The organism is Chromohalobacter marismortui, from assembly GCF_004364315.1.
Taxonomy (GTDB): domain Bacteria; phylum Pseudomonadota; class Gammaproteobacteria; order Pseudomonadales; family Halomonadaceae; genus Chromohalobacter; species Chromohalobacter marismortui.
In genome coordinates this window covers 21358-33917 of sequence record NZ_SOBR01000010.1, presented here as the reverse complement: position 1 = coordinate 33917, position 12560 = coordinate 21358, and the positions used below count along the sequence as shown (strand labels likewise).

General features: G+C 60.8%; 11 protein-coding genes and 2 tRNA genes. All 13 read left to right on the top strand.

Features of this window, described 5'->3' with window-relative positions; translation table 11 throughout:
* The first annotated feature begins 46 nt into the window (after positions 1–46).
* Positions 47–2008: an ATP-dependent zinc metalloprotease FtsH gene (gene ftsH, locus C8E00_RS15520; protein ID WP_133698427.1), complete on the top strand. Its 1962-nt coding sequence runs from the start codon at positions 47–49 to the stop codon at positions 2006–2008.
* A 122-nt stretch (positions 2009–2130) separates the two neighbouring features.
* On the top strand, positions 2131–2997 hold the full coding sequence (gene folP / locus C8E00_RS15515) for a dihydropteroate synthase (RefSeq protein ID WP_481752916.1): 867 nt from the start codon (positions 2131–2133) through the stop codon (positions 2995–2997).
* Positions 2994–4355, top strand: coding sequence for a phosphoglucosamine mutase (gene glmM, locus C8E00_RS15510; RefSeq protein ID WP_133698426.1), 1362 nt, complete (start codon positions 2994–2996; stop codon positions 4353–4355). The genes folP and glmM overlap by 4 nt, the downstream gene beginning before the upstream one ends.
* Positions 4356–4419: 64 nt before the next feature.
* A complete protein-coding gene (gene tpiA, locus C8E00_RS15505; protein ID WP_133698425.1) occupies positions 4420–5169 on the top strand; it encodes a triose-phosphate isomerase in 750 nt (249 codons plus the stop codon).
* A gap of 4 nt (positions 5170–5173) precedes the next feature.
* Positions 5174–5533, top strand: coding sequence for a preprotein translocase subunit SecG (secG, locus tag C8E00_RS15500; RefSeq protein ID WP_133698424.1), 360 nt, complete (start codon positions 5174–5176; stop codon positions 5531–5533).
* A gap of 132 nt (positions 5534–5665) precedes the next feature.
* Positions 5666–5752 (top strand) — tRNA-Leu (locus C8E00_RS15495).
* A gap of 108 nt (positions 5753–5860) precedes the next feature.
* Positions 5861–5937: transfer RNA gene (locus C8E00_RS15490), tRNA-Met, on the top strand.
* Between the two features lie 137 nt (positions 5938–6074).
* Complete coding sequence (gene rimP, locus C8E00_RS15485) at positions 6075–6536, top strand: ribosome maturation factor RimP (RefSeq protein WP_133698423.1); 462 nt, start codon at positions 6075–6077, stop codon at positions 6534–6536.
* Positions 6537–6562: 26 nt separating this feature from the next.
* Entirely contained in the window at positions 6563–8056 is a 1494-nt protein-coding gene (nusA, locus tag C8E00_RS15480; protein WP_133698422.1) for a transcription termination factor NusA, read from the top strand.
* Between the two features lie 27 nt (positions 8057–8083).
* On the top strand, positions 8084–10621 hold the full coding sequence (infB, locus tag C8E00_RS15475) for a translation initiation factor IF-2 (protein WP_133698421.1): 2538 nt from the start codon (positions 8084–8086) through the stop codon (positions 10619–10621).
* 59 nt (positions 10622–10680) lie between these two features.
* Positions 10681–11079 (top strand): 30S ribosome-binding factor RbfA, encoded by a 399-nt coding sequence (rbfA, locus tag C8E00_RS15470; RefSeq protein ID WP_133698420.1) that lies wholly within the window; start codon positions 10681–10683, stop codon positions 11077–11079.
* Positions 11079–12002, top strand: coding sequence for a tRNA pseudouridine(55) synthase TruB (gene truB / locus C8E00_RS15465; protein WP_133698419.1), 924 nt, complete (start codon positions 11079–11081; stop codon positions 12000–12002). Before rbfA ends, truB begins: the two co-directional genes overlap by 1 nt.
* A 175-nt stretch (positions 12003–12177) precedes the next feature.
* Entirely contained in the window at positions 12178–12447 is a 270-nt protein-coding gene (rpsO, locus tag C8E00_RS15460; protein WP_133698418.1) for a 30S ribosomal protein S15, read from the top strand.
* Positions 12448–12560: the final 113 nt, after the last annotated feature.

The following is a 12560-nucleotide window of genomic DNA, read 5'->3' as shown; positions in this document are numbered from 1 at the left end:
TCATGGTCCTGCTTGGCAGACAGTTGCATGCAATGAGGGTATTCCCTTGAACGACATGGCGAAGAACCTGATTCTCTGGTTGGTCATCGCGGCGGTATTGCTGACGGTGTTCAACAATTTCAGTACCGACAGTGCACCCCAGACGATGAGCTACTCTCAATTCGTCCAGCAAGTGCAGAATGATCAAGTGCGCAGCGTGACGATCGAAGGGTACACCATCCATGGCGTGCGCGAAGATGGTTCGAAGTTCCAGACCATCAGGCCTGCGGCGCAAGATCCCAAGCTGATGGACGATTTGCTGGCCAATGACGTCACGGTGGTGGGCAAGAAGCCCGAGGAGCAGAGTCTATGGACGCGCCTGCTCGTGGCCAGCTTCCCGATACTGATCATTCTGGCGATCTTCATCTTCTTCATGCGTCAGATGCAAGGCGGCGGTGGCGGCAAGGGCGGTCCGATGAGCTTCGGCAAGTCCAAGGCCAAACTGCTTACCCAAGACCAGATCAAGACCACCTTCGCCGATGTGGCGGGGTGTGACGAGGCCAAGGAAGAAGTCGAGGAACTCGTCGACTTCCTCAAGGATCCCAGCAAGTTCCAGCGCCTCGGGGGGCAGATTCCTCGCGGTGTCCTGATGGTGGGGCCGCCGGGTACGGGCAAGACGCTGTTGGCCAAGTCGATCGCCGGCGAAGCCAAGGTGCCGTTCTTCTCGATCTCGGGTTCCGATTTCGTGGAGATGTTCGTTGGCGTAGGGGCCTCGCGTGTCCGTGACATGTTCGAGCAAGCCAAGAAGCAGGCGCCGTGCATCATTTTCATCGACGAGATCGATGCCGTCGGGCGTTCGCGTGGCGCTGGCATGGGCGGTGGCAACGACGAGCGCGAACAGACGCTCAACCAGCTGCTGGTCGAGATGGACGGTTTCGAGGCCAATGAAGGCATCATCGTCATCGCCGCGACCAACCGTCCCGATGTGCTCGACCCCGCGCTGACGCGCCCCGGTCGCTTCGACCGGCAGGTCACGGTGGGGCTGCCCGATATCCGCGGTCGCGAACACATCCTTGGCGTACACCTGCGTAAGGTGCCGCTGGCGGATGATGTCAAGTCGAGCTTCATCGCACGCGGCACCCCGGGGTTTTCCGGTGCCGATCTGGCGAACCTGGTCAACGAGGCAGCATTGTTCGCGGCGCGACGCAATAAGCGCCTGGTGGGCATGGACGAGCTCGAGATGGCCAAGGACAAGATCCTGATGGGGGCCGAAAAGCGCTCGATGGTCATGTCCGAGAAGGAAAAGAGTAATACCGCGTATCACGAGTCGGGTCATGCCATCATCGGGCTTCTGATGCCCGAGCATGATCCGGTCTACAAGGTGACGATCATTCCGCGTGGTCGTGCACTGGGCGTGACCATGTTCCTGCCGGAAGAGGATCGCTATAGCCTCTCCCGTCAGCAGATCATCAGCCAGATATGCTCGCTGTTCGGCGGTCGTCTCGCCGAGGAAATGACGCTGGGAGCGAACGGCGTCACCACCGGTGCCTCCAACGACATCAAGCGTGCCACCGAATTGGCCCACAACATGGTCGCCAAGTGGGGGCTCTCCGAAGAGATGGGGCCGCTGATGTACGACGAGGATGAGTCGCATCAGTTCCTGGGCGGCGGTGGTCAAGGCGGTAAGCTGAAATCCGGGGAGACCACGACGCGCCTCGACAAGGAAGTACGCCGGATCATTGACGAGTGCTATAACAAGGCCCGTCAGATCCTGGAAGACAATCGTGAAAAGCTGGACCTGATGGCGGAGTCGCTGATGCAGTACGAAACCATCGATGCCAACCAGATCCGCGATATCATGGAAGGCCGCAAGCCGCGTCCGCCCGAAGATTGGGATGATAATGGGCCGACCACGGGATCAGGACAGCCTGTAGGCACGTCGGAAGAGGAACCCGACACCAGCAGCGACGAAGATGACGATGCGCGACGGCGCCCCTCGGACCCGCTGGGTGGGCCGGCTGGCCACTGATAGCAAGGGTGTGTTATCTGCCAACGGGCGCCGCATTGCGGCGCCCGTTGGCGTTTGGAGCGTGCTTACACGTCGATGGCGGCATGGTAAGGTAGACGTTTGACGTTGCAACGGCCCTGATCATGCAAGACCGCTATGCCATGCCCGCACAGTTGCGCTGTGGGCGCCATCAGCTCGACCTTTCCTACCCCCGTGTCATGGGGATCCTCAATGTCACGCCGGACTCGTTTTCCGATGGCGGTCGCCATAACGCGTTGGACGACGCCTTGCGGCATGCCGAATCCATGCTGGCCGAGGGGGCGGCGATCATCGATATCGGTGGCGAGTCGACACGTCCTGGCGCTTCTCCGGTACCGCTTCAAGAAGAGATGGATCGCGTGCTGCCCGTGGTCGAGCGACTGGTCAATGAGCTCGATGCACTGGTGTCCTTGGATACCAGCCGCGGAGAGGTGATGCGTGAGGCATCGTCGCTGGGTGCAGGCATGATCAACGACGTACGCAGCCTGCGCTGGCCCGGTGCGCTGGAGGCCGCAGCGATGAGCGGCTTGCCGGTGTGCGTGATGCATATGCTGGGCGAGCCTACCGATATGCAGCGGGCACCGCATTATGAGGTACCGATCGAGGAGGCGGTGGCCGCTTTCCTAGAGACGCGTATCGCCGAATGCCAGGCGGCAGGAGTACGGCGCGATCAGCTGGTGCTGGACCCAGGCTTTGGTTTCGGTAAGCGTGTCGAACATAATCTGCGGCTACTGAATCGCATGCAACCATTGACTGATTTTGGGCTTCCCTTGCTGGCTGGCATGTCACGCAAGAGTATGATCGGCAAAGTGCTGGCGCGTCCCGTCGAAGAGCGCCTGCCGGGTGGCCTGGCGCTTGCCACGATGGCGGTAGAGCGTGGGGCGCGTATCGTGCGTGTCCACGATGTGGGGCCGACGGTGGATGCGGTGAATATGACTTGGGCAGTGCTACAGGAAGGCACCGACGCATGACACGACGCTATTTTGGAACCGATGGTATTCGCGGCACGGTGGGGGAGCCCCCCATTACCGCCGATTTCGTATTGAAGCTGGGCTGGGCGATGGGCCGTGTACTATCGCGTCACACGGGGCGCAAGTCCCGCGCCAAGGTATTGATCGGCAAGGATACGCGAATTTCAGGCTATATGTTCGAGTCCGCTCTGGAAGCAGGGCTGTCGGCGGCCGGTGTTGACGTATCCTTGCTGGGGCCAATGCCCACGCCGGGCATCGCCTACCTGACCCGGACGTTTCGCGCCGATGCGGGGATCGTCATTTCCGCGTCGCACAATCCGTTTCAGGACAATGGCATCAAGTTCTTCTCCGCCGAGGGTGTAAAGCTTGCCGATGCCGTCGAGGAGGAAATCGAAGCGGAGCTCGAGCAGCCACTGACCACGGTCGCTCCAGCGGCCTTGGGCAAAGCGCTGCGCATCTCGGACGCCGCAGGGCGTTACATCGAGTTCTGTAAATCCACGGTGCCCGACCGGCTGACGCTGGAAGGCTTGAAGGTGGTGCTGGACTGCGCGCATGGAGCAACCTATCACATCGCGCCCAGTGTATTGCGTGAATTAGGCGCCGACGTCAGCTTGCTCGGTGCCGATCCGGATGGGCTCAACATCAATAAGGACGTGGGGTCAACGCACCCCGATGCCATGCGCGCGGCGGTCATCGAGCGGGGCGCTGATCTCGGCATGGCGCTGGACGGCGATGGCGACCGGGTGATTCTCGTTGATGCCCAAGGGCATGAAGTCGACGGCGACGATATTCTTTACTTGATTGCGCGTGATCGGAACATGCGAGATATGTTGGGCGGCGGCGTGGTCGGGACACTGATGTCCAACTTCGGTCTCGCGGCTGCACTGGAAGGATTGGGCATTCCCTTTGAGCGAGCCAAAGTTGGAGACCGTTACGTGATGGAGCGCTTGGCGGCCAATGGTTGGCAACTGGGGGGCGAGTCGTCTGGCCATATCGTCTGTGGCCATGTGCAGTCGACCGGCGATGGGATCGTGTCGGCGCTTCAGGTGCTGGCGATCATGGTGCGCGAGTCATCATCGCTGTCGGGCCTGCTCAAGGGGTTCGAGAAGGCGCCGCAAGCGTTGGTCAATGTGCGCCTGGCCCCGGGTGTCGTCAACGCGACGCTCATGGACAATGAGCAAGTGCGTCATGCCGTTGCTTCGGTCGAGGCGGAGTTGGGCGATGAAGGCCGTGTCCTGTTGCGCCCGTCGGGCACCGAGCCCCTGATCCGCGTCATGGTCGAAGGGCGACCGCATTTTGACGTCGACGCGTTGGCAAAGCGCATTGCGGACGACATCGAAGGGCAAATGCTGCGCTGAGGCGCGCATATTGTGTTGTCAATACGCCTCCTATACCATGGCGCTCCATTCGGAGGACTGTTCTATGCGCACGCCACTGATTGCGGGCAACTGGAAAATGAACGGCTCGCACGCGCTGGTGGAGGCGTTTGGTCGTGCTTTCGCCGACGCCGCGCTTCCCGATTCGCTGGAAGTTGTCATGTTGCCGCCATTTCCCTATCTCGAGGCGGCGCGTGGTGCATTGGCCAATGTATCGGTACGACTCGGTGCACAGACGCTCAACCCTTCGCACGCCGGTGCGCATACTGGCGAGGTCAGCGGAGGCATGCTCAAGGAGTTCGGTGTCGACTACGTGCTCGTGGGGCATTCCGAGCGGCGTGAGCTTTATCGGGAAACCGATGATGACGTCTATGATCGATTGCTGGCCGCACTCAATGCCGGCCTTCACCCGATTCTATGCGTGGGCGAGACGCTCGAGGCGCGCGATGCAGGGCATACTAATGATGTCGTGCTGCGTCAGATCGGCCATGCGTTGGCGCCTCTCGAGCCCGAGCAACGCGCACGGGTGACGATTGCCTATGAGCCCGTATGGGCCATCGGCACTGGGCGTACGGCGACGCCTGAGCAGGCGCAGGAAGTCATGGCCGCTATTCGCGAGTACCAAGCCGGTTTCGACCCCGGCTTGGCGCAAGCGATGCGGTTGCTTTACGGCGGCAGCATGAACGCGGCCAACGCGGCCGAGCTGCTGGCGCAGCCGGATATCGACGGCGGCCTGGTGGGCGGCGCTTCGCTCAAGGTCGACGATTTTCTAGCCATTTGTCATTCAGCAAGGTAGCGCGATGTATATTGGGGTGTTGTTGGTTCATGTGGTGATCGCCATTGCCCTGGTGGTATTGGTGTTGCTACAGCAAGGCAAGGGGGCCGATGCCGGCGCGTCCTTCGGGGGCGGTGCCTCGCAAACGGTCTTCGGGTCACAAGGCAGCGGGAACTTCCTCGCCAAATTGACGGGTGTGCTGGCAGCGATTTTTTTCGTGACATCGCTGGGCCTGGCGTACCTGGTCTCGCAGGAAGGCGACGCACCGCAGGCAGGCGTGCCTGATGCGCAGGTTATTGAGCAACAAAAATCCTCGCCATCTATTGACGAAGAGAAACAAAGCAAGCAGAATGCAGCGCCAGTGCTCGAGGACGGCGGCGAATAACGTCAATGTCGTCATCGAGTTAGCTCATCGCTAGAGCCAGTGAAGCAAGCGCTGGTCATGGGTGAGCACTAGCAGGTGAAGCGATGCACGTGAAAGGCACTGAGTGTCTTGTGTCGATAGCCTGGCCCCTGTGCCGAAGTGGTGGAATTGGTAGACACGCTATCTTGAGGGGGTAGTGACCTCATGGTCGTGCGGGTTCAAGTCCCGCCTTCGGCACCAAATTGAGTCAATGTAAGCTATTGACCCGATTAGAGATTGGCAAAATTATGACGATGGTTGGGCGTCTTGACCTTATAAGCGTCGGCCAGTATAATCGTCAGCCACTGATGCGGGGTGGAGCAGTCTGGTAGCTCGTCGGGCTCATAACCCGAAGGTCGTCGGTTCAAATCCGGCCCCCGCTACCAAGTTTTTTTACGAAAGGCCCCTTCCTATGAAGGGGCTTTTTGTTATCACTTGCGACGATAACGCCAATCAGCCACCTAGCTTTCCTCTTTACTCCTGGTCAGGTGCCTGATGCAACTGCTAGTGGGAGCCTCTGTCTGTGGCAAACAAGGACGCTGCACTGAAAGCGCTCATCGAGCCGGTCGTGACGGCCATGGGTTTCGAGCTCTGGGGAATCGACTATCTTGCCCAGGGTAAACATTCCCGGTTGGTCATCTATATCGAGAGCGCCGAGGGCGTGACGGTGGACGATTGTGCATCAATCAGCCGTCAGGTCAGTGGCGTGCTGGATGTGGAAGACCCCATCGCGGGAGAGTACCGGCTGGAGGTGTCTTCACCGGGCATGGATCGTCCCTTGTTCACGCTTGAGCAATTCGCGAGTTTCAAGGGTAGCCACATCAAGCTGAAGTTGAGCACGCCTTTCGACGGGCGTCGCAAGTTTCAGGGCCAGTTGGCCGGGGTCGAGGGCGACGAGATTCTGCTGCATCTCGACGGACAAGAGTATTGCTTTCCCATCGAAAGCATCGAGCAGGCGCGGGTGGTGCCTCAGTTCGATAATTAAGGACAGCTTTTCTGCGAGGCATAGGCATGAGTAAAGAGATTCTGCTGGTCGTGGATGCGATCTCGAACGAAAAGGGGGTGCCGCGAGAAGTGATCTTCGAGGCCGTCGAGTCGGCGCTGGCGAGCGCATCGCGCAAGCGCTTCGACGGTCAGGAAGTGAGCACCCGCGTCAAGATTGACCGTGTCAGCGGTGATTACGATACGTTCCGCCGCTGGACCGTCGTCGATGACGAGGCGTTCGAGAATCCGGACAGCGAGATTCCGTTCTCCGAGGCCGCGCGTCGCGACCCACCGCTGGCCCTCGGCGACGTGGTCGAGGAACAAGTCGAGTCGGTGGCTTTCGGGCGCATCGCCGCTCAGACCGCGAAGCAGGTCATCGTACAGAAGGTACGTGAAGCCGAGCGTGCAGAGGTCGTGCGTCAGTACGCCGAGCGTGAGGGCGAATTGGTGGCGGGCATCGTCAAGAAGACCACGCGTGAAGGTCTCGTGGTCGATCTGGGCGAGAACGCCGAGGCGTTCCTGCCCCGTAACGAGATGATCCCCGGCGAACGCTATCGCATGAACGAGCGCGTGCGTGCCCTGCTGTGGAAGGTCGATGCCGAGGCGCGCGGTTCGCAGTTGATCCTGACGCGTACACGCCCCGACATGATCGTCGAGCTCTTCAAGATCGAGGTGCCCGAGATCGCCGAGCAACTCATCGAGATCAAGGGCGCGGCGCGCGATCCGGGGGCACGTGCCAAGATCGCGGTGAAGACCAATGACAAGCGCATCGATCCGGTCGGTGCGTGTGTCGGCATGCGTGGATCACGCGTGCAAGCGGTGTCCAACGAGCTGCGTAACGAGCGCGTGGACATCATTACCTGGGACGACAACCCGGCGCAATTGGTGATCAACGCCATGGCGCCTGCGGAAGTCGGCTCCATTCTCGTCGACGAAGACGCCCACTCCATGGATGTCGCCGTCGCCGAGGATAACCTGGCGCAGGCCATCGGCCGCAGCGGCCAGAACGTTCGCCTGGCTTCCGAGCTGACGGGCTGGACGCTCAACGTGATGACCGAGGAAGAGGCCGAAGGCAAGCGCGAGCAAGAAATCGACAGCCTGATCGAGTACTTCATCAATCACCTCGAAGTCGACGAGGAACTGGCGCGTCTACTCGTCGAGGAGGGGTTCACCTCGCTCGAAGAGCTGGCTTATGTGCCGCTTGAAGAGTTGCTCGAAATCGAGGAATTGGATGAAGCACTGATCGAGACGCTGCGCGCTCGAGCCAAGGACGAACTGCTGACGCTGGCCATTGCCTCCGAAGAGGCGCTGGACGGTGCGCAGCCCGATGACGACCTCCTTGAAATGGAGGGCATGGAACGTCACTTGGCATTCACGCTCGCCAGTCGAGGCATCGTCACTCGCGAGGACTTGGCCGAGCAGTCCATCGATGATCTCAAGGACATCGACGATGTGGACGAAGAGCGCGCCGCGGCGCTGATAATGACCGCTCGTGCGCCTTGGTTCGAGAGCGAACAGTAATCTGGTCACGGGCTCAGGAGGGTCGTAATGTCAGACATGACCGTTAAGGATTTTGCCAGCAAGGTGGGACGCGATGTGTCCCGTCTGCTGGAGCAGATGCAAGAAGCGGGTCTCTCCCATAAGGCCGAAGGCGATGTGGTATCCGAGGAGGACAAGCAGCGCCTTCTCGAACACCTGACGCGTAGCCATGGTGGGGACAGCGGCGCGACGAAGAATCGCGTGACGCTGACGCGCAATACCAAGAGTCGAATTCGCAGTGGTGATGGCCGGGGCAAGGCCATCGACGTGCAGGTGCGCAAGAAGCGCACGTACGTCAAGCGTGAGCCGGAGCAGGCCGAAGAAGCCCCCGCCGAGGAGTCCGGTCCGCGCCAGTTGGTCGGTGACATGGCGGATGCCAAGCAGGCTCAGGCCGCCGAAGCCGCCAAGGCGGAACAGGCCGCTGCCGAAGAGGCCGCACGCGCGAAGGAGGAGCAGGAATCTCAGGAAGCCGAGGCCGCCAAGCCGGTCGAAAGCGAGGCGCCCAGCACGCCCGAGGTTCCCGTGCCCGAGGAAATCGCGGCGCCGGAAACCACGAGCGAGCCCTACGTGGAAGCGCCGCCGAAGGAGCCACGCACACCGAATCGGCGTGGCCAGCCGCATCACAAGAAGGAAACCGAGCGTGGCCGCAAAGGCGGCCGAGAAGACGATGACGACCGTCGTGAACGGCGTCGCGGCAACGCCAAGAAAGCGAAACGTTCCGAGCGTCGCGGTGGTCGCCGCGGTGGTGGTCGTGATAATAACCAGCATGGCTTCCAGAAGCCGACGCAGCCCATCGTGCGCGAGGTCGGCATCCCCGAGTCGATCAGCGTCGCCGAGTTGGCCGACAAGATGTCGATCAAGGCCAACGAGGTCATCAAGGCGATGTTCACCATGGGGGCGGCGGTGACCATCAACCAGACCATCGACCAGGACACGGCGGCCATCGTCGTCGAAGAGATGGGCCACAAGCCCAAGTTGGTCAAGGATGATGCGCTGGAGACGGAAGTGCTCGAAGCCATCTCCTACGAGGGCGACGAGATCACGCGTGCGCCGGTCGTCACGGTGATGGGTCACGTCGATCACGGCAAGACCTCGCTGCTCGACTATATCCGTCGTACCAAGGTCGCGACCGGTGAGGCCGGGGGCATCACCCAGCATATCGGCGCTTACCACGTAGAAGACCACCACGGCGGTGTCACCTTCCTCGATACGCCGGGGCACGCGGCGTTCACCGCCATGCGTGCGCGCGGTGCCCAGGCCACCGACGTGGTCATTCTAGTGGTCGCGGCCGACGACGGCGTCATGCCACAGACCGTCGAGGCGATCGAGCATGCCAAGGCGGCCGGCGTGCCGCTGGTGGTAGCGGTCAATAAGGTGGACAAGGAAGGTGCCGATTTCGATCGCATCCGCAATGAGCTGTCCCAGCATGGCGTTATCTCCGAAGAGTGGGGGGGCGATACCCAGTTCGTGCACGTCTCGGCCAAGACCGGCGATGGTATCGATGCACTGCTCGAGGCAGTACTGCTGGTGTCCGAAGTGCTCGAGCTCAAGGCGGTGCCGGAAGCGCCGGCCAAGGGGGTCGTCGTCGAATCCCAGCTGGACAAGGGCCGTGGTCCGGTCGCCACCGTGCTGGTGCAGAATGGCACGCTCAAGCGCGGTGATATCGTCCTGGCAGGGTTGCACTATGGGCGCGTTCGCGCGCTGGTCAACGAAACCGGAACACGCGTGGAAGACGCTGGTCCGGCGATGCCGGTCGAGATCCAGGGCCTCGATGGTACGCCCGAAGCGGGTGATGAGTTCATCGTCGTCGCCGACGAGAAGAAGGCACGTGAAGTCGCCAACTTCCGTCAGGGCAAGTATCGCGAAGTGCGCCTGGCGCGTCAGCAGAAGGCCAAGCTGGAGAACATGTTCAGCCAGATGGGCCAAGACGAAGTGGCCAAGGTCAACATCGTGCTCAAGGTCGATGTGCAAGGTTCCTTGGAAGCGATTCGGGGTGCCCTGGAAGAGCTCTCCACCGACGAAGTCAAGGTCGCGGTCGTATCCTCTGGCGTCGGCGGTATCACCGGCACCGATGCCAACTTGGCGGTGGCCAGTGACGCCATTCTGGTCGGTTTCAACGTGCGTGCCGATGTCTCTGCGCGGGAAATCGTCGAACGCGAAGGTCTGGAATTGCGCTATTACAGCGTGATCTACCAACTGATCGACGAGGTCAAGCAGGCCATGAGTGGCATGCTGGCGCCGGAGTGGAAAGAAGAGATCGTCGGCGTGGCCGAAGTGCGCGAGGTGTTCAAGGCACCCAAGATCGGCGCCGTGGCAGGCTGTATGGTCATCGAAGGCACCGTGCATCGTCACAAGCGGATTCGCGTGCTGCGCGAGAACGTCGTCATCTACGAAGGCGAGCTGGAATCCCTGCGTCGCTACAAGGATGATCTGGGCGAAGTCCGCAGCGGTATGGAATGCGGTATCGGCGTCAAGAACTACAACGACGTTCAGGTCGGCGACAAGATCGAGGTCTTCGATCAGGTCAAGGTCGAGCGTAGCCTGTAAGGTAGGGCGGACGACGAGTCATCGTCCGCCCTCCGAGCGGCGAATCGCGGGAGATAACGATGCGCGAATTCAAACGTACCGATCGCGTGGCCGATCAACTGCAGCAGGAGTTGGCTGTTCTCATCCAGCGCGAGATCAAGGATCCGCGCCTGGGAATGGTCACCGTCAGTGCGGTGAAGGTCAGTCGAGACCTGGGCTATGCGGATGTTTACATCACGCTGTTGGGCGAGAATGATGCCACGCGCATCGATGAGAACCTCAAAGTGCTGCGCCATGCAGGTGGCTTCCTGCGGAGTCAGATCGCCCAGCGTGTCAAGCTGCGGCATGTGCCGGAGCTACGCTTTCATTATGATGAAAGTGTCGTGCGTGGTCAGCGTCTGTCGTCGTTGATCGATGAGGCGGTCGCCGATGATCGTCGCCGCCATGGCGATGAAGAAGACGAAGACGAGGTACGTTAATGGCGCGACGTCGTCGTGGCCTGCCGATAGACGGCGTGTTGCTGCTCGATAAGGCTCAGGGCATATCGTCCAACCGCGCCTTGCAGCAGGTGCGTCGCCTCTACGCGGCGCAAAAGGCCGGCCATACCGGCACGCTGGATCCCATGGCCACCGGCTTGCTGCCAATTTGCTTTGGTGAGGCGACGAAATTCTCCGCCTACCTGCTCGATGCCGACAAGACGTATCGTACGTGGGTCAGGCTGGGTGAGGTGACCGACACCGGGGATGCCGAAGGCACGCTGGTCGAACGTCATCCGGTGCCCGCGTTCGGCGAGCACGATATCGAGGCCGCATTGGCGCGGTTTCGAGGGGACATCGAACAGGTGCCGCCGATGTATTCGGCGCTCAAGCATCAGGGACGTCCGCTTTACGAACTCGCGCGCGAAGGCAAGCAGGTCGAGCGTGCGTCACGCCGCGTGAAGGTTTATGATATGCGCCTGCTGTCGCGGGAGGCCGAAAGCTTCGAGCTTGAGGTCCGCTGCAGCAAGGGCACGTACATCCGCACCTTGGCCGAGGATATCGGCCAAGCATTGGGATGCGGCGCGCACATAACGTCCCTGCGTCGACTACATAGCGGACCTTTCGCTGCTGATGCCATGCAACATTTCGAGGGGCTCGCGCAACTGGACGAGTCCTCGCGTCAGGCGCGATTGCTATCCATTGATACGCTGTTGTCCCATATGCCGCCGCTTGAAGTGGCGTCGATCGAATCGCGGCGGCTGCTGCATGGACAGCGCGCCAGGGTGGATACAGGCACGTTGGTCTCGGATGACACGGCGCGCTTGTATCACGAGGGTATTTTCCTGGGGCTTGTGCGCGTTACGGCGCCGGGGGAAGTCGCGCCGCGACGCTTGCGAAATATCGCCTCATCCGTTAGCGAGTGAGGCGTGACACCCGGCGAGCGCCATGTGCGCCGGGGTATGCCGAGACTATTGGCGTGCATGAAGGCCGCGCGGCCTTCGACATGGTGCCCGTATTTCACGGGTAGTACCTGGGGACTGCAAATATGCGTGGTCTCCGACATTCATTGCTCAGGCATATTGTTTACTGGAGAGACAAATGGCACTGACCGCTGAACAGAAAGCCACCATCGTGAATGAATACGGTCGTGGCGAAAGCGATACCGGTTCCCCTGAAGTTCAGGTGGCTCTGCTATCCGCCAACATCGATGGCTTGCAGGATCACTTCAAGAGCAACAAGCAGGATCACCACTCTCGTCGTGGTCTGATTCGCATGGTCAACCAGCGTCGCAAGCTGCTGGATTACCTGAAGCGCAAGGATTTCGAGCGCTATCAGTCGCTGATCCAGCGTCTCGGCCTGCGTCGCTAAGGAAAAGTGCGCTCGCGGCGACCTTATGACGCTAGCGATGACGCATGGTTGTTGGAAACGGGCAGTCCTTCGGGGCTGCCCGTTTTTGTTTCGTCAGCTCCGCGTTCCGTAAT